Source organism: Streptomyces sp. NPDC058741, assembly GCF_042746715.1.
Classification (GTDB): Bacteria; Actinomycetota; Actinomycetes; order Streptomycetales; family Streptomycetaceae; genus Streptomyces.
Map to the genome: position 1 here is coordinate 1 of NZ_JBHYQH010000008.1, position 25,848 is coordinate 25,848.

A 25,848-nucleotide genomic window follows, 5' to 3' on the forward strand; every position below is an offset into this window, starting at 1 on the left:
TCAAGAGGGTGTTCAGGTCTTGCGTCACAACATGATCTTGAACGCCCTCTCTTCATGCCCGCGCACCAGCCCAGACATAGGACTCACTCGTCTAGGTGCGGTCCTTTTCGAACTCCCCGGCGTGCGCTCCGGCGGGGCGCTGGGGCGGCACGCGCGCGTCCGGGTGCGGCAGCGCGGGGCGCGGGGGGTGTGCGGTGGTCTCGGCGTGCTCCCGCTCCTGTTCCCGGACGAGTGTGCGCAGCCGGCGTATCTCCTCCTGCAGGGCGAGGTGGCGGCGGTGGCTGTCGTACAGGTAGCGGACCTTGGTGCGCAGGGCCCAGGGGTCCACGGGTTTGATGAGGAGGTCGGCGACGCCGAGGCCGAGGGCGGCGGTGGTCAGTTCGTGGTCGGCGCCGAAACCGGTCAGCAGGATGACCGGAATGTGCTGGGTCTGCTCGACGCGCCGCATGTAGCGCACGACCTCCAGGCCGCTGATGCCCGGCATGCACACGTCGAGCAGCACCAGGCCCACCTGCCCGCGCAGGACCTGTTTGAGCGCCTGGTCGCCGCTGGTGGCCCGGTCGAGCCGGTGGCCCAGCGGGGCCAGGGCGCTCTCCAGTGCGTACAGCGTGTCCTCACGGTCGTCGACGATGAGGATCCTGGTATCCGACGGCATGGCCCGACGCCCCTCCCTCGTGGAGGACCAGAGTAGTCCGGGACACTGACGCGCAGTGCTCGTCAGCTGACATGCTGTGCACAGCGCAGCATGCCGCGCGCGGGCCGCCTTGTCACGCCCCCTGGTCAGCCGCCGGCCGTCGTGGAGCCGTTGAGCGTCTCGTCGGCGATGCGCTCGTGGTGGCGGATGACCTCGGCGACGATGAAGTTGAGGAACTTCTCGGCGAACGCCGGGTCGAGCTTGGCGTCCTCGGCGAGTGCGCGCAGCCGGGCGATCTGGCGGGCCTCGCGGGCCGGGTCGGCGGGCGGCAGGTGGTGCTCGGCCTTGAGGTGGCCGACCTGCTGGGTGCACTTGAAGCGCTCGGCGAGCATGTGGACGACGGCCGCGTCGATGTTGTCGATGCTGTCGCGCAGCCGGGCGAGCTCCGCGCGGACGGCGGGGTCGACGTCGCCGGTACCGGTGTCGCTGGTGGTCATGGGTCGTCAGCCTAAGGGGATCACGGCGGCCGGCAGCGGGCCGTCTCACACCTCGGCCGGGCCGAGCCGCTCGTCGAAGTACGCGTCCTCGTGCCCGCCGGGTACCCCCTGGATCCGGGCGTTCTCCCGGTAGCCGGGCCGCGGGCAGAAGCCGGGCACCTGGAAGGTGTACGTGGAGACGATCATGTCGGTGCAGCCGCACCGGACGGCCTCGTCCTCGGCGGCGCGCATCAGGCGGCTCCCCCAGTCGGCGTGCCGCTGGTCGCCGCGCACCCACGGCATGTCGACCGAGCACGGGGTGCCCCAGGTCCAGGCGGTGAGCCCGCCCAGCAGCTCGACGGCCGCGTCGGTGACGCGCACCGAGAGGGGCTCGGTGGTGGCGCCGTCGGCGGCGGCGGTGTTGTACGCGGTCAGCTCGTCGTCGAGCCGCCGGTCGAGGTCGTCGTCCCCGGCCGCCCACCCGCAGGGAGGCGGCGGCCTCCGGCTCACCGTTCACGGCCCGGACTGTGCCGGTGCCCGCGGGCAGCGGCGACCGGTTTCGGCCGCGTCCGGGGCCGCCCGCCGCGGGCCCGGCGCTCGTACAGTGGAACCGGGTTCTGGGCGTCCTGGGGGTGACGCGTGACGAACGACGGGCCGGTCGAGCACGGCTACCCGCATCTGGAGACGGTGCGGGCGGCCATCACGGCGCTGTACAGGCGTCTGTCGTACGACACGATCCACACGTTCTCGACGAGTGTGCTCCCCGCCGACGTGGCGTTCTGCGACACGGACGACCTGTATCTGGGGGCGCAGCGGGTGGCGCGCGAGCTGGTGCGGCACTACCGGCTTCCCGAGGCCCGCCTGATCGTGAGCTTCCGGGAGATGCGGCACGCGGCGAACGTCGAGCTCGCGGCCGGCCCGGAGTACTTCGTGGAGCTGAACGACCGGTTCCGTACGCATCGGCGGGACATCGGGGCGGCGCTGGCCCACGAGGTGATGCACGTGTACCTGCACCGTCTGGACCTGTCGTTCCCGGGCGTGCGGGACAACGAGGTCCTCACCGACACGGCGACGACGTACCTGGGCGCGGGGTGGCTGCTGCTGGACGCCTTCCGCCAGGACGCGACGTCGTCGCAGAAGCTGGGGTATCTGACCCCGGAGGAGTTCGGGTACGTGCTGGCCAAGCGGGCGCTGCGGTTCGGGGAGGACCCGTCGGTGTGGTTCACCAGCCCGCAGGCGTACACGGCGTACGTCAAGGGCCGGGAGCTGGCCCGGCGGGACGGGGAGCAGCCGCCGCTGACCGCGGCCGGATGGGCGGGGCGGCGCCGGTACGCCCGGGACCGGCGGCACGCGCCGTCGGGGCCGCCGCAGCCGGGGGTGCGGTACGCGTTCTCGCCGGACGGGGTCGGGCGGCTGCGGGTGTCGTTCCCCTGCCCCACGTGCCAGCAGCGGATCAGGGTGCCGGTGCGCGGCAGGGTGCGGGCGCGGTGCGCGCTGTGCCGGAGCGTGCTGGAGTGCGACACGTAGGGGGGCGCCGGACCGCGTGCCGGTCGGGCTGCCGGTGGGGCCTCAGTGGGGCTGGAGGAGCGCCGCACCACACACCGGCCCGGCTGCCCGCCGGCCATCAGGGGGGGTGGTCGCCGCCGGTGATCTCCCGGTACTCCTCCACCGTCGGTTTCCCGATACGTGCGTCGGGTCCGTACATGGCGTGCGCGAGGCGGGCGCGCAGCCGTTCGGACAGCTTGGTCCTGCGGCGGACGCCCCGCGCGTCGGTCTCGGGCCCGATCTCGTACGGCGGGGGCTGCTCGTGCTGGGTGAGGGTGAACAGCTGCGCCTGGGAGAGGGGCTCGTACACCTCGATGTACTCGCCCTGCGGCAGCCGTGTGACGGTGCCCGTCTCCCTGCCGTGCAGCACCTTGGCCTTGTCGCGGCGCTGGAGGCCCATGCAGGCCTTCTTGGTGACGATGAAGGCGGCGACCGGCAGCACGAACACGCCGATCCGCACGCACCAGGTGATCACGTTGATGGACAGGTGCAGGTGGGTGGCGATGATGTCGTTGCCGCCGCCGATCAGCAGGACCGCGTACAGGGCCAGCCATGCCACGCCGAGGCCGGTGCGCACGGGTGCGTTGCGCGGCCGGTCGAGGAGGTGGTGCTCGCGTTCGTCGCCGGTGATCCACGCCTCGATGAAGGGGTAGACGCCGAGGGCGAGCAGGACCAGCGGGAAGAGGGCGAAGGGGATGAACACCCCGAGGACCAGGGTGTGGCCCCACAGGTTGATCTCCCATCCCGGCATCACCCGGATCAGGCCCTCGGAGAATCCGAGGTACCAGTCGGGCTGGGCCCCGGTGGTGACCAGGTCGGGGCGGTAGGGGCCGAAGGCCCACACGGGGTTGATCTGGGCGATGCCGCCCATGATCGCCAGGAGGCCGAAGACGAGGAAGAAGAACCCGCCTGCCTTCGCCATGTAGACCGGCAGGAAGGGCATCCCGACCACCGAGCGCTCCTTGCGGCCGGGGCCCGGGAACTGGGTGTGCTTGTGGTAGAAGACCAGGATCAGGTGGACGGTGACCAGGCCCAGCATGATCCCGGGCAGCAGCAGCACGTGGACCGGGAAGAACCGCGAGACGATGTCCTCGCCCGGGAACTCCCCGCCGAAGAGGAAGAACGCCACGTACGTCCCGACGAGGGGGATCGACAGGATCGCGCCGTGCGCGAAGCGGACGCCGGTGCCGGACAGCAGGTCGTCGGGGAGGGAGTAGCCGGTCAGGCCGGTGATGATGCCGAGCAGCAGCAGGGTCCAGCCGACCACCCAGTTCAGCTCGCGCGGCTTGCGGAAGGCGCCCGTGAAGAACACCCGCATCATGTGCACCAGCATGCCGGCGATGAAGACCAGCGCCGCCCAGTGGTGGATCTGCCGGATGAGCAGCCCGCCGCGCACGTCGAAACTGATGTCCAGGGTGGATGCGAACGCCCTGGACATGCGCACGCCGTTGAGTTCGGTGTAGGAGCCGTTGTAGACGACTTCCTGCATGCTCGGCTCGAAGAACAGGGTGAGGTAGACGCCGGTGAGGATCAGGACGACGAAGCTGTAGAGCGTGACCTCGCCCAGCATGAAGGACCAGTGGTCCGGGAAGACCTTGCGCAGGTTGGCCCTGGCCAGGGTGTAGAGCCCGAGCCGGCCGTCCGCCCAGTCGGCGAGCCGCTCGCCCTTGCCCGGGGCCGGCTCCCCGCGTGCGGAGGCCGTCCCGTACACCCGTCGTGCGCCGTCGTCGCCCATGCGTCGTCACCTCCCCGTCGGATTCCTCCCCAGCGTGGCACGGTGCGGCGGCCGTGCAAGCGGGGCGTGCCGCCGTCCGGGCCAAGGGGCGGGGTGGCCGGGTCGGGGGAGCCGGCGGCTCAGCGGCCGCCGCCGTCCCGGACGATCCCTTCGGCCCTGGCGGCCGCGAGCCACTGCGGGAACTCCCCCACCAGCCGGTCGTACAGCTCGGCGTCGGAGACCTTCCGCGGGTCCTCACCCGCGTGGAAGAACCCGGCGTTGTCGACGACCCGCTTGCCGGGCACGGCCAGCTCGTCGAGCGTGCGCAGGAAGTCGAACTGCTTGCTGTGGGGGTCGCCGAAGCCGACGAACTGCCAGAACAGGGGGAGCCGGGCCGCCTTGCAGAGGTAGCGTTCCGCGGCGAGCTTGTTGATCGGGCCGCCGTCGGTCTGGAACACGACCAGGGCGGGCTCGGCCGTCCCGCTGTCGAGGTAGTGGTCGATGACGGCGTCCATGGCCAGGTGGTAGCTGGTCCTGCCCATGTGCCCGAGCCCGGCGACGATCCGCTCGATCCGCCCCTGGTGGCCGGCGAGCGCGATGTCGGTGACGGCGTCGACGTCGGTGGAGAAGAACACCACCGGCACGGTGCCGTCGTCGTCGAGGTGCGCCGACAGCCCGAGCACCCGGTCGGCGAGCGCCTGCACGCTGCCGTCCTTGTAGTAGGGCTTCATCGAACCGGAGTGGTCGACCACGAGGTAGACCGCGGCCCGTGTTCCGTGGAGGCCGTGCTTCGTGAGGGAGACGCCGGCGGTCTTGTAGAGGTTCACCAGGGCGGGGGCGGTCTCTTCAACTTTGCGCAGACTGATCGCGGTCATGGCCCCCACCCTCTCACCCCTCGACGGCCACTCCGTCACTCAGTTCCAGCACCCGGTCGGCCAGAGTGAGGAACTGGGGGTCGTGGGCGGCGACGAGGGCCGTGACGCCCTCGCTGCGGACGACCGCCCGCAGCAGCTCCGTCACGGCCGGGCCGGTGGCGGCGTCGAGCTGCCCGGTCGGCTCGTCGGCGGGCAGCAGCGCCGGGCGGTTGGCCGGGGACGGGCGATGGCGACCCGCTGCTGCTGCCCGCCGGACAGCTCGGCGGGCCGTCGCGCCTCGTGTCCGGTCAGACCACAGCGCGTCGCGATCGCCGTCGCCCTCGCCAACTCCCGCGCGGTGCTGCTCGCCGACGAGCCGACCGGCGGACTGGACTCGGCGACGGGGCAGCAGCTCTTCGCGGCGTTCCGCCGGGCCGACGAGGAACTGGGCACCACGACCGTCATCGTGACGCACGACCAGGCGGTCGCCGGCGAGGTCCGCCGTACGGTCGCCCTCCGCGACGGCCGCACCTCGACGGAGGTGCTGCGCCGCACGGAGGTGGACGGCACGGGACAGGAGTCCCTGATGGCGCGTGAGTTCGCGATGCTCGACCGTGCGGGCCGCCTCCAGCTGCCGTCCGAGTACACGGCCGCCCTGGACACGGCGGACCGGGTGCTGCCGGAGCTGGCGGAGGACCGCATCCAGGTGTGGCCGGACGCCGGACGCCGGGACGCGGGCGGCTGAGCGGAGGACGGCCGCGGACGTGCGACAGCGCCTGCCCGGTCGTCCGGTCGGGGACAGTGGGGCAGACGCTGCCTGTGTTCCGTACGCCTTTGTACGGGACGTCTTCTCGCCGGGCCGTCAGACCGCCAGGGCGCGGTCCGTCGGACGGATCGGCGCCGGCAGCTCGCTGACGCCGGTGAGGTGGCGGTCCACCCCGCGGGCGGCCGAGCGGCCCTCGGCGATCGCCCAGACGATGAGCGACTGGCCGCGGCCGGCGTCACCGGCGACGAACACGCCCGGCACGTTGGTCTGGAAGTCGGCGTCGCGGGCGATGTTGCCGCGCTCGTCGAGCTCGAGGCCGAACTGCTCGACCAGGCCGTTGTCGCGGTCGGTGCCGGTGAAGCCCATGGCGAGGGTGACCAGCTGGGCGGGGATCTTGCGCTCCGTGCCCGGCTTCTGGGTCAGCTTGCCGTCGACGAACTCCACCTCGGTGAGGTGCAGCCACTGCACGTTGCCGTCCGCGTCGCCCTCGAAGTGGGTCGTCGAGACCGAGTAGACGCGCTCGCCGCCCTCCTCGTGGGCCGAGGTGACCTTGTACAGCAAGGGGAAGGTCGGCCAGGGCTGGCTGACGGGGTGCCGCTCGTCGTTCGGGCGGGGCATGATCTCCAGCTGCGTCACGGAGGCCGCGCCCTGGCGGTGGGCGGTACCCACGCAGTCCGCTCCGGTGTCGCCGCCGCCGATGACCACGACGTGCTTGCCCTCGGCCGAGATCGGGGGCGCCACGAAGTCGCCCTCCTGCACCTTGTTGGCCAGCGGCAGGTACTCCATGGCCTGGTAGATGCCCTTGAGCTCGCGGCCGGGCACCGGCAGGTCGCGGGCCGTGGTCGCGCCGACGGCCAGGACGACCGCGTCGTAGCGCTTCTTCAGGTCCGTGGCCTTCAGGTCGCGGCCGATCTCGACACCCGTGCGGAAGCGGGTGCCCTCCGCGCGCATCTGCTCGATACGGCGGTTGATGTGCCGCTTCTCCATCTTGAACTCGGGGATGCCGTACCGGAGGAGGCCCCCGACGCGGTCCGCGCGCTCGTAGACGGCGACGGTGTGGCCGGCCCGGGTCAGCTGCTGGGCGGCGGCCAGGCCCGCCGGGCCCGAGCCGACGACGGCGACGGTCTTGCCCGACAGGCGCTCCGGGATCTGCGGGGCGACGTCCCCGGTCTCCCACGCCTTGTCGATGATCGAGACCTCGACGTTCTTGATGGTGACCGGCGGCTGGTTGATGCCGAGCACGCACGCCGACTCGCACGGAGCGGGGCACAGGCGGCCGGTGAACTCCGGGAAGTTGTTCGTCGCGTGCAGGCGCTCGGAGGCCGCCGCCCAGTCCTCGCGGTAGGCGTAGTCGTTCCACTCGGGGATGAGGTTCCCCAGCGGGCAGCCGTTGTGGCAGAACGGGATGCCGCAGTCCATGCAGCGGCTGGCCTGCTTGCTGATGATCGGCAGCAGCGAGCCGGGGACGTAGACCTCGTTCCAGTCCCGGACGCGCTCCTCGACGGGGCGGGACGTGGCGACCTCGCGCCCGTGGTTCAGGAAGCCCTTCGGGTCAGCCATTGATCGCCGCCTCCATCATCTTCTCGTGGGTCTCGGTCTCGGAGAGACCGGCTCGCTCGGCGGCGTCCTTGGCGGCGAGCACTGCCTGGTACGTGCTGGGGATGATCTTGCTGAAGCGCTCGACGGCGGTGTCCCAATCGGCCAGGAGCTTCTCGGCCACGGTGGAGCCCGTCTCCTCCTGGTGGCGGCGGACCACGTCGTGCAGCCACTGCTTGTCGGTGTCGTCCAGCGCCTGGACGGCGTCCAGGTTGCCGGCGTTGACGCTGTCCCGGTCGAGGTCGACGACGTAGGCGATGCCGCCGGACATGCCGGCCGCGAAGTTGCGGCCGGTCTCGCCGAGCACCACCGCGTGACCGCCGGTCATGTACTCGCAGCCGTGGTCGCCCACGCCCTCGGAGACGACCGTCGCGCCGGAGTTGCGGACGCAGAACCGCTCACCGGTCTTGCCGCGCAGGAACATCTCGCCGCCGGTGGCGCCGTAGCCGATGGTGTTGCCGGCGATGACGCTGTACTCGGCGAGGTGGTCGGCCGCTCGGTCCGGGCGGACGACGATCCGGCCGCCCGAGAGGCCCTTGCCGACGTAGTCGTTGGCGTCGCCCTCCAGGCGCAGCGTGACGCCGCGCGGCACGAACGCGCCGAAGGACTGGCCGGCGGAGCCGGTGAAGGTGATGTCGATGGTGTCGTCGGGCAGGCCCGCGCCACCGAACTTCTTGGTCACCTCGTGGCCGAGCATGGTGCCGACCGTGCGGTTGATGTTGCGGATCTGCACCTGGGCGCGCACCGGCTGGGCCTCGGTGGCGTCCGAGGCGGCCAGGGCGTCCGCGGCGAGCTTGATCAGCTCGTTGTCGAGCGCCTTCTCCAGGCCGTGGTCCTGCGCGACGACCTGGTGGCGCACGGCGCCCTCGGGCAGCGCGGGCACGTGGAACAGCGGCTCCAGGTTCAGGCCCTGCGCCTTCCAGTGGTTCACCGCGCGGGTGACGTCGAGGGCCTCGGCGTGGCCGACGGCCTCCTCGATGGAGCGGAAGCCCAGCTCGGCCAGGATCTCGCGGACCTCCTGGGCGATGTACTGGAAGAAGTTGACGACGTACTCGGCCTTGCCGGAGTAGCGCTCGCGCAGCACCGGGTTCTGGGTGGCGATGCCGACCGGGCAGGTGTCGAGGTGGCAGACGCGCATCATGACGCAGCCGGAGACGACGAGCGGCGCGGTCGCGAAACCGAACTCCTCGGCGCCGAGCAGCGCGGCGATGACCACGTCGCGGCCGGTCTTCAGCTGGCCGTCGGTCTGCACGACGATGCGGTCGCGCAGGCCGTTGAGGAGCAGCGTCTGCTGGGTCTCGGCCAGGCCCAGCTCCCAGGGGCCGCCCGCGTGCTTCAGCGAGGTGAGCGGGGAGGCGCCGGTGCCGCCGTCGTGGCCGGAGATGAGCACCACGTCCGCGTGCGCCTTGGAGACACCCGCGGCGACCGTGCCGACGCCGACCTCGGAGACCAGCTTGACGTGAATACGCGCCTGGGGGTTGGCGTTCTTCAGGTCGTGGATCAGCTGGGCCAGGTCCTCGATGGAGTAGATGTCGTGGTGCGGCGGCGGCGAGATCAGGCCGACGCCGGGCGTCGAGTGCCGCGTCTTGGCGACCCACGGGTAGACCTTGTGGCCGGGCAGCTGCCCGCCCTCGCCGGGCTTGGCGCCCTGGGCCATCTTGATCTGGATGTCGTCGGAGTTGACGAGGTACTCGCTCGTCACGCCGAACCGGCCGGACGCCACCTGCTTGATGCTGGAGCGGCGCGCCGGGTCGTAGAGGCGCTCCGGGTCCTCGCCGCCCTCACCGGTGTTGGACTTGCCGCCCAGCTGGTTCATGGCGATGGCGAGGGTCTCGTGCGCCTCCTGCGAGATGGAGCCGTACGACATGGCGCCCGTGGAGAAGCGCTTGACGATCTCGGAGACCGGCTCGACCTCCTCGATGGAGATGGGCTTCCGGTCGGACTTGAAGCCGAACAGGCCGCGCAGCGTCATCAGGCGCTCGGACTGCTCGTTCACGCGCTCGGTGTACTTCTTGAAGATGTCGTAGCGGCCGGAGCGCGTGGAGTGCTGGAGGCGGAAGACCGTCTCCGGGTCGAACAGGTGCGGCTCGCCCTCGCGGCGCCACTGGTACTCGCCGCCTATGTCGAGCGCGCGGTGCGCCGGGGCGATGCCGGAGGCCGGGTAGGCCTTGGCGTGCCGGGCGGCGACCTCCTTGGCGATGACGTCGATGCCGACGCCGCCGATCTTGGTGGCCGTGCCGTTGAAGTACTTCGCGACGAAGGCGTCGTCGAGACCGACGGCCTCGAAGACCTGGGCGCCGCGGTAGGAGGCGACGGTCGAGATGCCCATCTTGGACATGACCTTCAGCACGCCCTTGCCGAGGGCGTGGATGAGGTTGCGGATGGCCTGCTCGGGCTCGATGCCGGGCAGGAAGGTGCCGGCGCGGACCAGGTCCTCGACGGACTCCATCGCCAGGTACGGGTTGACCGCGGCGGCGCCGTAGCCGATGAGCAGGGCGACGTGGTGGACCTCGCGGACGTCGCCGGCCTCGACCAGCAGGCCCACCTGGGTCCGCTGCTTGGTGCGGATGAGGTGGTGGTGGACGGCCGCGGTGAGCAGCAGCGACGGGATCGGCGCGTGCTCGGCGTCGGAGTGCCGGTCCGACAGGACGATCAGGCGGGCGCCGTTCTCGATGACGGCGTCGGCCTCGGCGCAGATCTCCGCGATCCGCGCGGCCAGCGCGTCCCCGCCGCCGTGCACCCGGTACAGGCCGGACAGGGTCGCGGCCTTGAAGCCGGGCATGTCGCCGTCGGCGTTGATGTGGATGAGCTTGGCCAGCTCGTCGTTGTCGATGACCGGGAAGGGCAGCAGGACGCTGCGGCAGGAGGCCGCGTTCGGGTCGAGCAGGTTGCCCTGCGGGCCCAGCGACGAGCGCAGGGAGGTGACCAGCTCCTCGCGGATCGCGTCCAGCGGCGGGTTGGTGACCTGTGCGAACAGCTGCGTGAAGTAGTCGAAGAGCAGCCGGGGGCGGTCCGACAGGGCGGCGATCGGCGAGTCGGTGCCCATCGAGCCGATCGGCTCGGCGCCGGCCTTGGCCATCGGGGCGAGGAGGACGCGCAGCTCCTCCTCGGTGTAGCCGAAGGTCTGCTGGCGGCGGGTGACCGAGGCGTGGCTGTGGACGATGTGCTCGCGCTCGGGCAGGTCGGACAGCTCGATCTCGCCGGCTTCCACCCACTCCTGGTAGGGGTTCTCGGCGGCGAGCTCGGCCTTGATCTCGTCGTCCTCGATGATGCGGTGCTCGGCGGTGTCCACGAGGAACATGCGGCCGGGCTGCAGGCGGCCCTTGCGGACGACCGTGGAGGGGTCGATGTCCAGCACGCCGACCTCGGAGCCGAGGACGACGAGGCCGTCGTCGGTGACCCAGTAGCGGCCGGGGCGCAGGCCGTTGCGGTCGAGGACCGCGCCGACCTGGGTGCCGTCGGTGAAGGTGACGCAGGCCGGGCCGTCCCAGGGCTCCATCATCGTGGAGTGGAACTGGTAGAAGGCACGCCGGGCCGGGTCCATGGAGTCGTGGTTCTCCCACGCCTCCGGGATCATCATCAGCACCGAGTGGGGCAGGGAGCGGCCGCCGAGGTGGAGCAGCTCCAGGACCTCGTCGAAGGAGGCGGAGTCGGAGGCGTCCGGGGTGCAGACCGGGAAGATCCGCTCGATGGCCTTGCCGTCGGAGCCGAACAGGTCGGAGACGAGCTGCGACTCGCGGGCCACCATCCAGTTGCGGTTGCCCTTGACGGTGTTGATCTCACCGTTGTGCGCGACGAAGCGGTAGGGGTGTGCCAGCGGCCAGGACGGGAAGGTGTTCGTCGAGAACCGGGAGTGCACGAGCGCGATCGCGGAGGCGAAGCGGCGGTCGGACAGGTCCGGGAAGAAGGGCTCCAGCTGGCCGGTGGTCAGCATGCCCTTGTAGACGATGGTCCGCGCGGACAGCGACGGGAAGTAGACGCCGGCCTCGCGCTCGGCGCGCTTGCGCAGCACGAAGGCCTTGCGGTCGAGGGCGATGCCCGTGGCGGGCGCCGCGGCGGGGTCGGCGACGAAGAGCTGCCGGAAGGCGGGCATGGTCGAACGGGCGGTGGCGCCCAGCAGCTGGGGGGCGACCGGCACCTCGCGCCAGCCGAGGACGGTCAGGCCCTCGTCGGAGGCGATCGTCTCGATCCGCGAGACGGCCTCGGCGGCGGAGTCCTCCGGCAGGAAGGCGATGCCGACGGCGTAGGCGCCGGCCGTGGGCAGTTCGAATCCGGCCACGTCGCGGAAGAAGGCGTCCGGGACCTGCGACAGGATGCCGGCGCCGTCGCCGGAGTCGGGTTCGGAGCCGGTCGCACCGCGGTGTTCGAGGTTGCGCAGAACGGTCAGAGCCTGTTCGACCAGCGTGTGGGACGCCTCGCCGGTAAGGGTGGCGACGAAGCCGACGCCGCAGGCGTCGTGCTCGTTGCGGGGGTCGTACATACCCTGCGCAGCAGGGCGAGCATCCATGAAGGACCAGTTCCGGCCATTCGCGGAGTGCTGGGACGGCTGGCGCGGCGTACGCATCGGCTCTCCCGTCGTCGTCAGGTGGCTGGGGGCACCTCCCAGGCCGTTGAGGCGCTGGGGGAGCAAGTGCCGAGGGACGACGTTGGCCCTCGCGTGATCGCAAAATTTCGTGCAGGTTACATGATGGAGCGGTTCTCGGAAACCAAGATAATCCGTTCCAGCATGCGGACACTGCGGGTTCGCGGTGGGGGTTCCGCGCCAGCACTGGAAGCTGTGGAGGGACCGCCCGGAGTGATCGGTCGGATCTCTTTCCGTCGGCCCTGGGGGCGGGAGGGGCGCCTTCGCCCACCCCGCCGAGGTGCACGGTGAGCCTCGTTGCCCACAGTGCTTACGGCTCATGCCCGGTGGTCACGCGTCTGAAACCAGCGGGTAACGTCCGTTCGTACGGCTCAACGCAGGAGTGCGAGCCGCGCTATCCTACGGCCGTTCCGAACAGGCCGCCCAGGGCGTACGTCACACCGGCCGCCGCGCCTCCCAGCAGAAGCTGCCGCAGACCGCTGTACCACCAGCTGCGCGCGGTCACCCTCGCCACCAGCGCACCGCACAGGAACAGCCCGAGCAGCGCCATCAGCACGGCGGGCCACAGACTGCTCCCGCCCAGCAGGTAGGGCAGCACCGGGACCAGCGCGCCCAGCGCGAAGGAGCCGAAGCTGGACACCGCGGCGACGGTGGGCGAGGGCAGGTCTCCGGGGTCGATGCCCAGTTCCTCCCGGGCGTGGATCTCCAGGGCCTGCTCGGGGTCCTTCGACAGCTGCCGGGCGACCTCCCGGGCCAGCCGCGGCTCGACGCCCCGCGCCTCGTAGAGCGCGGCCAGCTCGGCCTCCTCGTCCTTGGGGTGCTTGCGCAGCTCGCGCCGCTCCACGGCCAGCTCGGCCTCGACGAGCTCGCGCTGCGAGGCGACGGAGGTGTATTCTCCGGCGGCCATGGAGAAGGCGCCGGCGGCCAGGCCGGCCAGTCCGCTGAGGACGACGGTCTGCTGACCGACCGCGCCGCCCGCGACACCGGTCATCAGGGCCAGGTTGGAGACCAGGCCGTCCATCGCCCCGAACACCGCGGGACGCAGCCAGCCGCCGTTCACGTCCCGGTGGGTGTGGTTGTCCCGGTGCGCCTCGTGCAGCGTCGCCTCGGTGTCGATGATGGCCATGAAAGATCCCCACTCCCCGCCGCCGGACACGGCACTTTGGACAAGTTCCAGTTTTTTATAACTCTCAAACTACGCCGCTGATTCCCGGGCCGCCAGCAAGGAAAGGCTGCGCTAAGCTGGGGTTTTACCGTTGTCCGCTCAATTGATCATTATGCTGCCCAGATGTCGACCGGGTGATGCTGGGGCCCGTGAGGCTCGGGGCCGTCGCCGGGGTGGGACACATGCCGTATGGCATCGACCGCCCGCATCTCCTCCGTACCGGCGCCCGGCGGCGCCACCGGACTGCGCGCCCGGGGGCGGGGCGCCCTGCTGGGCCTGGCCGTCGGCGACGCCCTCGGGGCCCCGGCCGAGAACCTGAAGCCCTCCGAGATCCGCGCCCGCTGGGGGCGCATCACCGGGTACGTGGCGCAGGAGCCCGCGGGCACGGACGACACCGAGTACGCGATCTTCTCCGGCCTGCTGCTGGCCCGCCACGGCTCCGCCCTCACCCCGGCCCATGTGGAAGCGGCCTGGCACGAGTGGATCGCCGACCGCGACGAGGGTCCCTTCCGCGGGGCCGGCTTCAGTGAGCGCGGCACGCTGGAGAACCTCCGCCGGGGCCTGGCCGCGCCGATCTCCGCCCAGCACCGGCACGCCTGGAGCGACGGGCTGGCCATGCGCGCGGCCCCCTTCGGGGTGTTCGCGGCGGGCCGCCCCGCCGAAGCGGCCCGGCTCGCCGCGATCGACGGCTCGGTGAGCCACGACGGCGAGGGCATCTACGGCGGTCAGGCGGTCGCGGCGGCGATGGCGGGCGTCCCGACCGTCGCGGTGGTGGCCGCGGCCCTCGCGGCCGTCCCCGACGACTCCTGGACGGCCCGCAGCCTGCGCCGCGCGGTGACGGCCGCCCACCGCGGCGAACGCGCGGTGCGCTCGGCGGCCGTCATCGGCGGCTACCCCTGGACCGACCTGGCCCCCGAGGCGGTCGCCCTGGCGTTCGGCGCCTACGCGGCGGCCGACGGCGACTTCGCGCAGTCCGTGCTGACCGCGGTGAACATGGGCCGCGACGCGGACACGACGGCGGCGGTGGCGGGGGCCCTGGCCGGCGCGACCCGGGGCGTCTCGGCGATCCCGCCGGCCTGGGCCGCCCCCATCGGCCCGGTCCGCGGCCGCTGCCTGCCGGCGATGGCGGGCTACCACGTCCTGGACGTGGCGGACCTCCTGACGCCGGCCGAGGACGCGTGCCCGTCCCCGGCGGACTTCGTCCTGGCGCCCGACGGAACGGAGACGGCGGGATGACGGCACACGAACCGGCGGCCGCCAGCGGCGAGAACCCTCCCCGGGAGAGCAGGCCCCCTCGGGCCACGGTCACGGGCAGAACGGACACTCCTCCATGACGGCACACGAACCGGCGGCCGCCGACGGCGAGGTCGCCCCACGGGAGACCAGGACCTCTCGGGTGACAGTCACCGGCGGTGCGCGGGTGGGAGACCCGGCGGCCGAAGGCGAAGCCGGGGCCGGTGGACGGACCGAAGGCCTCCTGCTCGGCCTGGCCGCAGGCGACGCCGCCGGCTGGCCCGCCGCCCGCCACCGGGCCGCCCGCATGCCCGACTGGACGCGCCGCCTCACCCGCGAACTCGACACCTTCGCCGAACACAACGCGACCACCACGCTCCCCGTCCCCATCGCCCTGAACCAGCCCCCCGAACCCCTCCGCCTCGGCCCCTCCGACGACGCCGAGTGGGCCGCCTTCGCCGCGGAGGCCCTCCTCCTCGCCGGCGGCGACTCGGTCCTGGACGACCGGGACCGCCGCACCCGGGCCGCCCTCGACCTCACCTGGAACGCCGTCGCCGGTGAGGTGGCCGCCGCGGCGGACCGCGCCCCGGAGGTCGAGTCCGCCGTCCTCCCCCTGCGCGCCCGCATCTCCGTCCGCGCCGGCCTCGGCAACCTCGCCGCCGGTCTGCGCCCGCCCGCCACCGGCCACGACAACCCGCACTACTTCGACGACGCGGCCTGCGTACGCGCCTGCGTCCTGGCCGTGGCCCACCCCGGCGACCCCCACCGCGCCGCCGGGCTCGCCGAGTTCGACGCCCGCTACACCCAGGACGGCGACGGCGTCCACGGCGCCCGCGCCATGGCGGCGGCCCTCGCCCTCGCCCTGGCCGGCGCGGACGTCGGCGCCCGCGTCACCGCCGCCCTCGGCGAACTCCCCGAGGAGACGGAGATCGGCCGCAACGCCCGCCACGCCCTGCGCCTGGCCGCCGACGCGGACAGCGCCTTCGCCCTGGTCCCGCCCCTGGAACACCAGATCGTCGACCACGTCTACAGCTACGGCATCGCCGCCGCCGAAACCGTCCCCGTGGCCCTCGCCCTGGCCGCCGCCGCCCGCGGACGCATCGCGGAGGCGGTCCCGGCCGCGGCCTGCCTGTCCCGCGTCGCGGACTCCGCCCCGGCCCTCACCGGGGCGCTGGGCGGCGGCGCGTCCGTGCCGGGCTCCTGGCGCCGGACCTGCCGCACCCTCTCAGGCTGCGTCCTCCCCCGCCTCACCGGCACCGACCTCGTGGAACTCGCCGGACTCCTGGAAGCCGCGCATCCCCACCGCCCACCCGGGCCTCCGGGGCATCTCCCTCGGCGAGACGGACCTCCGCAACGACCTGGGCGCGGGCGAGGACTCGGGCCTCCACTGGTCGCGCTCCCGGGTGATCGTGGCCGCCCGGGCCGCCGGCCTGCCCCCGCCGCCGCAGTCGGTCCACCCCGACGTCCACGACCTGGACGGGCTGGCCGCCGGCTGCGCCCGGGGACGCGCCCTGGGCTTCCTCGGCCGCGCCGCGATCCACCCCCGCCAGCTCCCGGTCATCGAGCGCGCCTACCTGCCGACCGGGCAGGAGGTCGAACAGGCCGAGACGGTGCTCAAGGCGGCCGCCGCGCAGCCGGGGGCCCAGGCCCTTCCCGACGGCCGTCTCGTGGACGCGGCGGTGGTGGCGGCGGCCCGGCGCACCCTGCTTCTGGCCCGCCGCCCGTGACACGCCGAAGGCGCCCGGAGCATCTCCGGGCGCCTTCGGCGTGTCACGTGATCCGGCGGGCCGTCAGGGCTTCTTCCCCGACCCGGCCCCGTTCTTCGCCTCGTCCCTCAGGCCCGCCTCGGCGTCGGCCCCGCTCCCGGGCTCGTCGGCCCCGGTCCCGTGCGCGGGCCCGCCGTCCTCGCCGGCGGCGTCGGCCTTCTCGGTGCCGTCGGCCTCACCGCCGGTGGCGGCCGCACCCGGCTCCACCACGTCCTCCCGGCCCGGGCGCATCCGGGACGAGACCACGAGGTAGGTGACCGCGAGCAGGAACACCAGGATCGCGGTCCACACGTTCAGCCGCAGGCCCAGCACGTGGTGGGCGTCGTCGACGCGCATGTACTCGATCCAGCCCCGGCCCGCGCAGTACGCGGCGACGTACAGCGCGAACGCCCGCCCGTGGCCCAGCCGGAAGCGGCGGTCGGCCCAGATGACCAGGACCGCGACACCGATGCACCACAGGGACTCGTAGAGGAACGTCGGGTGGTACGTGCCCGGGATCCGCCCGTCCGACGAGGAGGTGATCTCCAGGGCCCACGGCAGGTCGGTGGGCTTGCCGTACAGCTCCTGGTTGAACCAGTTGCCCCACCGGCCGACCGCCTGCGCGAGGGCGATGCCCGGCGCGACGGCGTCCGCGTAGGCGGGCAGGGCGATGCCCCGGCGGCGGCAGCCGATCCAGGCGCCGAGCGCGCCGAACGCGATCGCGCCCCAGATGCCGAGACCGCCCTCCCAGATCTTGAAGGCGTCCACCCAGTCACAGCCCTCGCTGAAGTACAGCTGGTAGTCCGTGATCACGTGGTAGAGCCGGCCGCCGATCAGACCGAACGGCACGGCCCAGACGGCGATGTCGGCCACCGTGCCGACCCGCCCGCCCCGGGCGACCCACCGCCTGTTGCCGAGCCAGACGGCGACGAAGACGCCGATGATGATGCAGAACGCGTAGCCGCGCAGCGGAACGGGGCCGAGGTACAGCACCCCGCGCGACGGGCTGGGAATGAAGGCAAGTTCCATGGCAAGGTCGACGCTACCGTGCCGGACCGGGCCCGGGGCGGGCGGCCCGGCTACGGGTCCATAACAGGGGGGTGAGAATCCCCCTTACCCCTGATTCGCCTCCTGGACCATCTGCTTCAGCTTCGCCGGGGTCATCGTGCGGTCCTGGTAGATGTTCTTGCCGTCGAGCAGCACGGTGGGCGTGCCGGAGAAGCCGCCCTTGCTGAAGGCCTGGTGGGACTTGGCCACCCAGGCGTTGTGCGTGCCGTCCTCGACGCAGGCGCGGAAGGCCGGGGTGTCCAGGCCGTCGACCTTCCCGGCCAGCTGGATCAGCTTGTCGTTGTCGGCGTAGGCGTCGTCGACCTCGGGGGGCTGGTTGTCGAAGAGCACGTCGTGGTACGCGGGGAACATGCCGGCGTCCTGGGCGCAGGCGGCGGCGTTGGCCGAATTGCGGGAGCCGCTGCCGCGCATGTTGCCGTCGATGAGGGTGACGAGGTGGTACTCGACCTTCAACTGGCCGGCGTTCGTCAGCTCCTGGATCACCGGCCGGTACGCCGTCTCGAAGGACTTGCAGGCGGGGCAGCGGAAGTCCTCCCACACCGTGAGCGTGGACTTGGCGCTGTCCTTGCCGACCGGAATGGCCAGGCCGTCCTTGCCCTGGGCTCCCGAGGGGGCCACCACCGGACCCGACGCCTCGCTGTCGTCCTCCTTGCCGGCGTTGGCCGCGACGACGCCGATCACCGCCGCGAGTCCCAGGACGGCGACGACGGCGCCGCCCACGATCAGCGCGCGCCGGCGCTTCTCCGCGGACTTCTGCTTCTCGCGCTCCTCCGCCAGCCGCTGGCGGGCGGTGCGCTTTCCCTCACGGTTCTTGTCGCTCACACCCCGGAAACGAACCGGGGAGGCGCACCGCGCCTCCCCGGTCCCAGGTCCACCCGTACGAGGGACCTGTATGACTTCCGGCTTTCCTACGCCCGTCCGCGCACGCCCTGGGCCAGGTCACCCGCGAGCGCGCGCACGGCCTCGACCCCGGCCGCCTCGTCCGGGGCGTCCAGCATCGCCTTGACGAACGCCGAGCCGACGATCACGCCGTCGGCGAAGCCCGCGACCTCGGCGGCCTGGGCGGGCGTGGAGACTCCGAGCCCGACGCAGACCGGCAGGTCCGTGCCCGTGGCCCGGGTGCGTTCCACCAGGTCCCGGGCCTGTGAGCTGACGCTGGCGCGGGTGCCGGTGACGCCCATGAGGGAGGCCGCGTAGACGAATCCGCTGCCGGCCGCGGTGATCCGCGCGAGCCGCTCGTCCTTGCTGCTGGGGGCGACGACGAAGACGGTGGCGAGGCCGTGCTTGTCCGCGTGCTCCCTCCACAGCGCCGACTCCTGCACGGGCAGGTCGGGCAGGATGCAGCCCGCGCCGCCCGCCTCGGCCAGCTCGGCGGTGAACCGCTCGACGCCGTAGCGGTCGATGGGGTTCCAGTAGGTCATCACGAGGATCGGCTTGCCGGTGGCGGCGTGCGCCTCGCGGACCGTGCGCATCACGTCGGCGATCTTGACGCCGCCACGCAGGGCGATGTCGTCGGCGGTCTGGATGACGGGGCCGTCGAGGACCGGGTCGCTGTGCGGCAGGCCCACCTCGACGACGTCGGCGCCGCCGTCGACGACGGCCTTGATCGCCTCGATGCCCCCGTCCACGGTCGGGAAGCCGGCCGGGAGGTAGGCGATGAGCGCCGAGCGCCCTTCGGACCTGGCCGCGGCGAGGGTGTCGCCCAACAGCTCGATGTTGCCGCTCACTTGGCGTCCCCCTCGATCTCGGCGGTGTCGGTGTCCGCGTCGGCGGCGACCTCGGCGTCGGTGTCGTAGAGGCCGAAGTAGCGGGCGGCGGTGTCCATGTCCTTGTCGCCGCGGCCGGACAGGTTGACCACGATCAGCCCGTCCGCGCCCAGCTCCCTGCCGACCTCCAGGGCGCCGGCGAGGGCGTGGGCGCTCTCGATGGCCGGGATGATGCCCTCGGTACGGGACAGCAGGCGCAGGGCCTGCATGGCCGCGTCGTCGGTGACCGCGCGGTACTCGCCGCGGCCGGAGTCCTTCAGGTAGGAGTGCTCGGGGCCGATGCCCGGGTAGTCCAGACCCGCCGAGATGGAGTACGGCTCGGTGATCTGGCCCTCGTCGTCCTGCAGGACGTAGGAGCGGGAGCCGTGCAGGATGCCGGGTTCACCCGCGGTCAGGGTCGCGGCGTGCTCGCCGGTCTCGACGCCGTGCCCGGCGGGCTCGCAGCCGATGAGGCGGACGCCCTCGTCGGGGATGAAGGCGTGGAACAGGCCGATGGCGTTGGAGCCGCCGCCGACGCAGGCGATCGCGGCGTCGGGCAGGCGCCCGGCGCGCTCCAGGAGCTGGCGGCGGGCCTCGACGCCGATGACCCGGTGGAAGTCGCGGACCATCGCCGGGAACGGGTGGGGCCCGGCGACCGTCCCGAAGAGGTAGTGCGTGCGGTCGACGTTGGCGACCCAGTCGCGGAAGGCCTCGTTGATGGCGTCCTTCAGCGTGCGGCTGCCGCTCTTCACGGCGATGACCTCGGCGCCGAGCATGCGCATGCGGGCGACGTTGAGGGCCTGGCGCTGCGTGTCGATCTCGCCCATGTAGATCGTGCACTCGAGGCCGAAGAGCGCGCAGGCGGTGGCGGTGGCGACGCCGTGCTGGCCGGCGCCGGTCTCGGCGATGACCCGGGTCTTGCCCATGCGCTTGGTGAGCAGGGCCTGGCCGAGCACGTTGTTGATCTTGTGGGAGCCGGTGTGGTTGAGGTCCTCGCGCTTGAGGAACACACGGGCGCCACCGGCGTGCTCGGCGAAGCGCGGCACCTCGGTCAGTGCCGAGGGGCGGCCGGTGTAGTTGGTCAGGAGGTCGTCGAGTTCCCTGGCGAACTCGGGGTCGTGCTTGGCCTTGTCGTACTCGACGGCCACCTCGTCGACGGCGGCGACGAGGGCCTCGGGGATGAACTTGCCGCCGAAGGCCCCGAAGTAGCCTTCGGGGTTCGGGGTGTGACCCTCGGGGTCGGGGACGAAGAACTGGCTGGGCATGCGGAACCTCACGGTGAGTGGGTGTGGATCACTGATCGCCGTGGGGGCGGGGAGGGTCAGTGGGCTGCGGGCCCGTCCGGGCCGGTCGCGCAGTTCCCCGCGCCCCTGAGGGGGCGCTGCCATCGCATGCCGTTCACCTGGCCCGGCTCGTCACCGATGACGTAGCGGACGCGGCGGCCGTGGACCCGGCGTGCGGGCGCGCGGCAGCCGCGGGGGCGGCAGCCGCGCGCGAGGCGGGCGTACCGGTCCACGGTCGTCAGGGTGGCAGTCATCGGGTCAAGCCTAGCGGGTGGTCAGCTCCGGCCGTGCCGGAGTGCCGGGTGCTCGCCCGCCGCCACCAGGTCGGCCACCGCCGTCTTGGGGTCCTTGCCGGTGACGAGGGACTCGCCGACCAGGACGGCGTCGGCGCCGGCGTTGGCGTACGCGATGAGGTCGTGCGGGCCGCGGACGCCGGACTCGGCGATCCTGACGATGTGGCCGGGGATCTCGGGCGCCACACGCTCGAAGGTGTTGCGGTCGACCTCGAGGGTCTTGAGGTTGCGGGCGTTGACGCCGATGACGCGGGCGCCGGCGTCGACCGCGCGCTCCACCTCGTCCTCGTCGTGCACCTCGACCAGGGGGGTGAGCCCGATGGACTCGGCGCGCTCGATGAGCGACTCCAGCGCGGCCTGGTCCAGGGCGGCGACGATCAGCAGGGCGAGGTCGGCGCCGTAGGCCCGGGCCTCCCACAGCTGGTACGAGGTGACGATGAAGTCCTTGCGCAGGACCGGGATGTCCACCCGGGAGCGGACCGCCTCCAGGTCGGCGAGCGAGCCGCCGAAGCGACGCTGCTCGGTGAGGACGGAGATGACGGCCGCGCCGCCCGCCTCGTAGTCCGCGGCGAGGCCGGCCGGGTCGGCGATCGCGGCCAGCGCGCCCTTGGAGGGGCTGGAGCGTTTGACCTCGCAGATGACCTTCACGCCGTCGCCGCGCAGGGCGGCGGCGCCGTCCTTGGCCGCGGGAGCCTTCGCCGCGCGCTCCTTGAGCTCGTCGAGGCTGACGCGCGCCTGCCGCTCCGCGAGGTCGGCACGGACTCCGTCGATGATCTCGTCGAGCACACTCACGCGAGCGGCCCCCTTCCAGATTCTTGACGATGGCGGCGACCGATCGGAAACCGATGGTCACTGCGATGGTATCCGCAGCGGGGCGCAGGCCCCGCATCCGGCTGACGCCGTGCCCATTACCTGGACGTCCACGCCTTGATCAAGGGTGCAGCCAGCCCCCGAAGGGCAGGTTCCGGACAACCGAGAAGACCAGCAGCAACGCGCCCAGGCTCCACACCAGCCCCGGCCGCGGGTCGATCCGCAGGGGGCGCCCGCGGACGGCGTGGACCACCCATACGGTCCACAGCACGGCGAAGGCGAGATAACCCAGGACGGCAGGGGCGTTGGCCTGCAGGGCCAACGCGAGGTCGCCGTGGACGAACGCGTGCGCGCTGCGCAGTCCGCCGCAGCCGGGGCAGTACAGGCCGGTGTGGAGCAGCAGCGGGCAGGCGGGGTAGTGGCCGGGTTCGTTCGGGTCCACGGCGCCCACGTAGGCGAAGGCGGCGGCGGTGGCCGCGAGCACCCCGGCCGGGACGGCCAGGCGGGCCGGGAGGCTGGTCGTCACCGTTCGGCTGTCGGCGTTCACGGTGTGCATTGTGCCCCGGACGCGGGCGAGGGGCGTCCCGGCACCCCCCGGTGCCGCGGACCGCCCCTCGTACGGCTGTCCCCGGGGATCAGCGCTCGGCGGCCGCCGGCTCCCGGTCGCCGGTCAGCTGGTGCGGCTGGTGCAGGTCCTTGGGCTGGCCCATGCCCATCATGCGCATGACGCCTCCGACGACACCACCGAGCAGCACGATCACCATGCCCGCCCAGAAGCCCGCCGGCTGGTTCATCACCATGAAGGCGCCCGCGACGCAGAACCCGATGAAGGCGATCATGACACCGGTCCAGGCGGCCGGGGTGTGACCGTGGCTGCTGCCCGCCATTGCTTGCTCCTCGTTGCTGTGTGCGTGTCTGAGCAGGACGCTCGGGCCCATTGTCCCGCACCCGTGCGGGTGAGGTGACCGGGGGTGCGTCCCGGCGTCCGCCGGGCTCAGGCGCCGGTCGGGTCCTCGCCGCGGTCGAGTGCCTTCCACAGGTCCTCGGGCCGGTCGGGGTCGGCGGCGGGGACCTTGCGGCGCGGCCGGGGCGTGCCGCCGCGCTCGTAGCGGCCGGACATCGCGGGCCACAGCCGGCCGTAGCGCAGGGCGAGCAGCCCGGCCAGGAGGATCAGGATCCCGCCGGCGACCGCGACGTACGGCCAGGCGGTGTGGCTGAGGGCGGAGACGGAGGCGGAGGTGTCGCCGGAGGCCTGGGCGGCCTGCTTCTCGAGCGCGGAGCTGTCGGAGGCGCCGAGCAGGGCGGCGGTGACGGTGCCCGCGCCGGAGAGCGCCAGCAGCCCGGCCACGACGACGCGGCCGGCGCGGCGGACGGCGAAGACGGCGACGAGCGCGGCGAGGCTCATGACGGCGAGCGCCGCGGGTACGCCCGTGACGTCGCTGCCCCTGGCGGTCAGGGGGAAGGAGCCGCCGGCCACCGTCGTGGTGCCCTCCGACCACTGCTGCCGGGTGGCGAGCAGGGTCAGGGCCGCGCCGAGCGCGCCGCACAGCAGCGCGGCGGCGAGGCTCAGGCGGCCGGCCCGGGCGGGGCGGGCGGCTTCGGAACGGGGGTGAGGTGCGGCAGTCACGTACCCCACTATCGCCCGAACCCCGGGCGAACCGTCACCCGGGGTTCGTCTCAGGCCTCGCCCAGCCTGTTCGCCGTGTGCACGGCCCGCAGGACCGCCGCCGCCTTGTTGCGGCACTCGGTGTCCTCGGCGACCGGGTCGGAGTCGGCGACGACGCCCGCACCGGCCTGCACGTACGCCGTGCCGTCGCGCAGCAGGGCCGTGCGGATGGCGATGGCGGTGTCGGAGTCGCCCGCGAAGTCGAGGTAGCCGACGCAGCCGCCGTACAGGCCGCGCCGGGACGGTTCGAGCTCGTCGATGATCTGCATCGCGCGGGGCTTGGGGGCGCCGGAGAGGGTGCCGGCGGGGAAGCAGGCGGTGAGGACGTCGAAGGCCGAGCGCCCCGCGGCCACGCGGCCGGTCACCGTCGAGACGATGTGCATCACGTGCGAGTACCGCTCGATGGACATGAAGTCGACGACCTCGACCGAGCCGGGCTCGCAGACCCGCCCCAGGTCGTTGCGGCCGAGGTCGACGAGCATGAGGTGCTCGGCGCGTTCCTTGGGGTCGGCGAGCAGTTCGTCGGCGAGGGCCTGGTCCTCCTGCGGGGTGGCGCCGCGCCGGCGGGTGCCGGCGATGGGGTGGACCATCGCCCGGCCGTCCTCGACCTTGACCAGGGCCTCGGGCGAGGAGCCGACGATGTCGAAGCCGTCGAAGCGGAACAGGTACATGTACGGCGACGGGTTGGTCGCCCTGAGGACCCGGTAGACGTCCAGCGCGCTCGCGGTGCAGGGCGTCTCGAAGCGCTGGGAGGGGACGACCTGGAAGGCCTCGCCCGCGCGGATGCGCTCCTTGATGTCCTCGACGGCCTCCTGGAAGTCGGGGCCGCCCCACAGCGCGGTGTACCCGGGCAGCTCGGAGGGCGGGAGCACGGCGGGGGGCTGGGCGACGGGCCGGGTCAGGTCCGCCTGCATGGCGTCGAGGCGGGCGACGGCGTCGGCGTGCGCCTCGTCGACGCCGGTCTCCAGGTCGTTGTGGTTGATCGCGTTGGCGATCAGCAGGACCGAGCCCTCCCAGTGGTCCATGACGGCGAGGTCGCTGGTGAGGAGCATGGTCAGCTCGGGCAGCCTCAGGTCGTCGCGCTCGCCGGGGCCGATCCTCTCCAGGCGGCGGACGATGTCGTAGCCGAGGTAGCCGACCATGCCGCCGGTGAAGGGCGGCATGCCCTCCTGGTGGGGGGTGTGCAGGGCCTCGATGGTGGCGCGGAGCGCGGCGAGCGGGTCGCCGTCGGCGGGGACGCCGACGGGCGGGGCGCCGAGCCAGTGGGCCTGCCCGTCGCGCTCGGTCAGCGTGGCGGCGCTGCGGACGCCGACGAACGAGTACCGGGACCAGGAGCGGCCGTTCTCCGCGGACTCCAGCAGGAAGGTGCCGGGGCGTTCGGCGGCGAGCTTGCGGTAGAGCGCGACCGGCGTGTCGCCGTCGGCGAGGAGCTTGCGGGTGACCGGGATGACCCGCCGGTCGGTGGCGAGCTTGCGGAACGTCTCGAGGTCCATGGCGGCTGACCTCACTGATCCGTGGCGGGGGTGCCGGAGCCGTCCGCGAGGAGCACGTCCTCGTCGAAGCAGGTGCGGGCGCCGGTGTGGCAGGCGGCGCCGACCTGGTCGACGGTGACCAGGATCGTGTCGGCGTCGCAGTCCAGCGCGACGGACCTCACCCGCTGGACGTGGCCGGAGGTGTCGCCCTTGACCCAGTACTCCTGGCGGCTGCGGGACCAGTAGGTGCAGCGGCCGGTGGTCAGGGTGCGGTGCAGCGCCTCGTCGTCCATCCAGCCGAGCATGAGCACCTCTTTGGTGTCGTACTGCTGGGCGATGGCGGGCAGGAGGCCGTCGGCGCTGCGCCTGAGGCGGGCGGCGATCTCCGGGGCGAGGCGGCTGGGCCGGGGGGACGTGCTGGTCATGACGACCATTGTGCCGCGCGGCACCGGCAGGCCCGGTACGCGTCCACGGGGCGGACCCGCGGGGCGGCGGGGGACGGCACGTCCGCTGGGCGGACCGGCGGGGCGGCCGTAGGCTGGCGGCATGTCGACCCATGCCAAGCGTGAACGACTTCTTCTCGCCGACCTGTTGGAGACCGCGGGCCCGGACGCGCCCACCCTGTGCGAGGGCTGGTCCACCCGGGACCTGGCCGCGCACGTGGTGGTCCGCGAGCGCCGCCCCGACGCCGCCGGCGGCATACTGATCAAGCAGCTCGCGCCACGCCTGGACCGGGTGATGGCGGAGTACGCGGACAAGCCGTACGAGGAGCTGATCCAGCTGATCCGTACCGGCCCTCCGCGCTTCTCCCCCTTCTCGCTCAAGCCGGTCGACGAGGCGTCGAACATCATCGAGTTCTACGTCCACACGGAGGACGTCCGCCGCGCCCAGCCCGACTGGTCCCCGCGCGAGCTCGACCCGGTCTTCCAGGACGCCCTGTGGTCCCGTCTGGAACGCACGGCCCGCCTGATCGGCCGCGGCGTCCCCACGGGCCTGGTCCTGCGCCGCCCCGACGGCCAGACGGTCGTCGCCCACCGCGGCACCCCCGTCGTCACCGTGACGGGCGAACCCTCCGAACTGGTCCTGTTCTCCTACGGCCGCCAGAGCGCCTCCAAGGTCGACCTCTCCGGCGACGAGGAGGCGATCGCGAAGCTGCACGAGTCGAAGCAGCTGGGGATCTGAGAAGGCCCCGGCCGCGTCA

Annotated in this window: 22 protein-coding genes and 4 pseudogenes; 6 read left to right on the forward strand and 20 right to left on the reverse strand. The window is 72.7% G+C overall.

Annotation, left to right across the window (positions count from 1 at the left end; all coding sequences use genetic code 11):
• Positions 1–91: 91 nt before the first annotated feature.
• From ACFW6P_RS08810 to ACFW6P_RS08820, 3 genes are all read right to left on the reverse strand, one after another.
• Positions 92–655 carry a two-component system response regulator gene (locus ACFW6P_RS08810; RefSeq protein ID WP_386353700.1) on the reverse strand — a complete coding sequence of 188 codons (564 nt, stop codon included), beginning with the start codon at positions 653–655 and terminating at the stop codon, positions 92–94.
• 125 nt (positions 656–780) lie between these two features.
• A complete protein-coding gene (locus ACFW6P_RS08815) occupies positions 781–1,131 on the reverse strand; it encodes a chorismate mutase (RefSeq protein ID WP_386353698.1) in 351 nt (116 codons plus the stop codon).
• Positions 1,132–1,176: 45 nt separating this feature from the next.
• Entirely contained in the window at positions 1,177–1,620 is a 444-nt protein-coding gene (locus ACFW6P_RS08820) for a GNAT family N-acetyltransferase (RefSeq protein ID WP_386423260.1), read from the reverse strand.
• Between the two features lie 129 nt (positions 1,621–1,749).
• Here ACFW6P_RS08820 and ACFW6P_RS08825 point away from each other — a divergent pair, with 129 nt between their 5' ends.
• Positions 1,750–2,637, forward strand: coding sequence for a hypothetical protein (locus ACFW6P_RS08825; RefSeq protein ID WP_386353694.1), 888 nt, complete (start codon positions 1,750–1,752; stop codon positions 2,635–2,637).
• A 97-nt stretch (positions 2,638–2,734) separates the two neighbouring features.
• On the opposite strand, the gene ACFW6P_RS08830 is transcribed toward ACFW6P_RS08825, so the two are convergent.
• The 3 genes and pseudogenes from ACFW6P_RS08830 to ACFW6P_RS08840 form a co-directional block, all read right to left on the reverse strand.
• Positions 2,735–4,390 carry a cytochrome bc complex cytochrome b subunit gene (locus ACFW6P_RS08830; protein WP_386353692.1) on the reverse strand — a complete coding sequence of 552 codons (1,656 nt, stop codon included), beginning with the start codon at positions 4,388–4,390 and terminating at the stop codon, positions 2,735–2,737.
• A 119-nt stretch (positions 4,391–4,509) separates the two neighbouring features.
• Positions 4,510–5,244, reverse strand: coding sequence for a vWA domain-containing protein (locus ACFW6P_RS08835; protein ID WP_386353690.1), 735 nt, complete (start codon positions 5,242–5,244; stop codon positions 4,510–4,512).
• A 13-nt stretch (positions 5,245–5,257) separates the two neighbouring features.
• A pseudogene (locus tag ACFW6P_RS08840) lies at positions 5,258–5,520 on the reverse strand (ATP-binding cassette domain-containing protein); the annotation flags it as partial.
• A gap of 19 nt (positions 5,521–5,539) precedes the next feature.
• On the opposite strand from ACFW6P_RS08840, the pseudogene ACFW6P_RS08845 reads away from it, so the two are divergent.
• Positions 5,540–5,968, forward strand: a pseudogene (locus ACFW6P_RS08845) (ABC transporter ATP-binding protein); the annotation flags it as partial.
• A gap of 117 nt (positions 5,969–6,085) precedes the next feature.
• Here ACFW6P_RS08845 and ACFW6P_RS08850 read toward each other — a convergent pair.
• The 3 genes from ACFW6P_RS08850 to ACFW6P_RS08860 form a co-directional block, all read right to left on the reverse strand.
• Complete coding sequence (locus tag ACFW6P_RS08850; RefSeq protein WP_386353688.1) at positions 6,086–7,549, reverse strand: glutamate synthase subunit beta; 1,464 nt, start codon at positions 7,547–7,549, stop codon at positions 6,086–6,088.
• Positions 7,542–12,149 (reverse strand): glutamate synthase large subunit, encoded by a 4,608-nt coding sequence (gene gltB / locus ACFW6P_RS08855; RefSeq protein ID WP_386353686.1) that lies wholly within the window; start codon positions 12,147–12,149, stop codon positions 7,542–7,544. Before gltB ends, ACFW6P_RS08850 begins: the two co-directional genes overlap by 8 nt.
• Positions 12,150–12,561: 412 nt before the next feature.
• Complete coding sequence (locus tag ACFW6P_RS08860; RefSeq protein WP_386353684.1) at positions 12,562–13,293, reverse strand: VIT1/CCC1 transporter family protein; 732 nt, start codon at positions 13,291–13,293, stop codon at positions 12,562–12,564.
• 228 nt (positions 13,294–13,521) lie between these two features.
• On the opposite strand from ACFW6P_RS08860, the gene ACFW6P_RS08865 reads away from it, so the two are divergent.
• The 3 genes and pseudogenes from ACFW6P_RS08865 to ACFW6P_RS08875 form a co-directional block, all read left to right on the forward strand.
• Positions 13,522–14,568, forward strand: a complete 1,047-nt coding sequence (locus tag ACFW6P_RS08865) for an ADP-ribosylglycohydrolase family protein (RefSeq protein WP_386423262.1) — start codon at positions 13,522–13,524, stop codon at positions 14,566–14,568.
• Between the two features lie 94 nt (positions 14,569–14,662).
• Positions 14,663–15,880, forward strand: a pseudogene (locus ACFW6P_RS08870) (ADP-ribosylglycohydrolase family protein); the annotation flags it as partial.
• Positions 15,861–16,292: pseudogene (locus ACFW6P_RS08875) on the forward strand (aldolase/citrate lyase family protein); the annotation flags it as partial. The pseudogenes ACFW6P_RS08870 and ACFW6P_RS08875, both read left to right, overlap by 20 nt.
• 63 nt (positions 16,293–16,355) lie before the next feature.
• Here ACFW6P_RS08875 and lgt read toward each other — a convergent pair.
• The 11 genes from lgt to hisI form a co-directional block, all read right to left on the reverse strand.
• Positions 16,356–17,339, reverse strand: coding sequence for a prolipoprotein diacylglyceryl transferase (gene lgt / locus ACFW6P_RS08880; protein ID WP_386423264.1), 984 nt, complete (start codon positions 17,337–17,339; stop codon positions 16,356–16,358).
• A gap of 84 nt (positions 17,340–17,423) precedes the next feature.
• Positions 17,424–18,200 (reverse strand): DsbA family protein, encoded by a 777-nt coding sequence (locus ACFW6P_RS08885; RefSeq protein ID WP_386423266.1) that lies wholly within the window; start codon positions 18,198–18,200, stop codon positions 17,424–17,426.
• Between the two features lie 86 nt (positions 18,201–18,286).
• Positions 18,287–19,105 (reverse strand): tryptophan synthase subunit alpha, encoded by an 819-nt coding sequence (gene trpA, locus ACFW6P_RS08890; RefSeq protein WP_386353676.1) that lies wholly within the window; start codon positions 19,103–19,105, stop codon positions 18,287–18,289.
• On the reverse strand, positions 19,102–20,388 hold the full coding sequence (gene trpB, locus ACFW6P_RS08895) for a tryptophan synthase subunit beta (RefSeq protein ID WP_386353674.1): 1,287 nt from the start codon (positions 20,386–20,388) through the stop codon (positions 19,102–19,104). Before trpB ends, trpA begins: the two co-directional genes overlap by 4 nt.
• Before the next feature lie 56 nt (positions 20,389–20,444).
• Positions 20,445–20,660, reverse strand: a complete 216-nt coding sequence (gene trpM / locus ACFW6P_RS08900; protein WP_386353672.1) for a tryptophan biosynthesis modulator TrpM — start codon at positions 20,658–20,660, stop codon at positions 20,445–20,447.
• A 21-nt stretch (positions 20,661–20,681) separates the two neighbouring features.
• Entirely contained in the window at positions 20,682–21,491 is an 810-nt protein-coding gene (gene trpC, locus ACFW6P_RS08905; RefSeq protein ID WP_386353670.1) for an indole-3-glycerol phosphate synthase TrpC, read from the reverse strand.
• Between the two features lie 139 nt (positions 21,492–21,630).
• The gene (locus ACFW6P_RS08910; RefSeq protein WP_386353668.1) at positions 21,631–22,065 is read right to left on the reverse strand and encodes a DUF2752 domain-containing protein; all 435 of its coding nucleotides are present in this window, start codon (positions 22,063–22,065) and stop codon (positions 21,631–21,633) included.
• A 79-nt stretch (positions 22,066–22,144) separates the two neighbouring features.
• Positions 22,145–22,396, reverse strand: coding sequence for an HGxxPAAW family protein (locus tag ACFW6P_RS08915; RefSeq protein ID WP_386353666.1), 252 nt, complete (start codon positions 22,394–22,396; stop codon positions 22,145–22,147).
• A gap of 107 nt (positions 22,397–22,503) precedes the next feature.
• Positions 22,504–23,145 carry a TIGR02234 family membrane protein gene (locus tag ACFW6P_RS08920; RefSeq protein WP_386353664.1) on the reverse strand — a complete coding sequence of 214 codons (642 nt, stop codon included), beginning with the start codon at positions 23,143–23,145 and terminating at the stop codon, positions 22,504–22,506.
• Positions 23,146–23,186: 41 nt separating this feature from the next.
• Positions 23,187–24,668 carry an anthranilate synthase component I gene (locus ACFW6P_RS08925; RefSeq protein ID WP_386353662.1) on the reverse strand — a complete coding sequence of 494 codons (1,482 nt, stop codon included), beginning with the start codon at positions 24,666–24,668 and terminating at the stop codon, positions 23,187–23,189.
• Between the two features lie 11 nt (positions 24,669–24,679).
• Positions 24,680–25,072, reverse strand: coding sequence for a phosphoribosyl-AMP cyclohydrolase (gene hisI / locus ACFW6P_RS08930; RefSeq protein ID WP_386353660.1), 393 nt, complete (start codon positions 25,070–25,072; stop codon positions 24,680–24,682).
• 121 nt (positions 25,073–25,193) lie between these two features.
• Here hisI and ACFW6P_RS08935 point away from each other — a divergent pair, with 121 nt between their 5' ends.
• Positions 25,194–25,829 carry a TIGR03085 family metal-binding protein gene (locus ACFW6P_RS08935; protein WP_386353658.1) on the forward strand — a complete coding sequence of 212 codons (636 nt, stop codon included), beginning with the start codon at positions 25,194–25,196 and terminating at the stop codon, positions 25,827–25,829.
• Positions 25,830–25,848 lie beyond the last annotated feature (19 nt).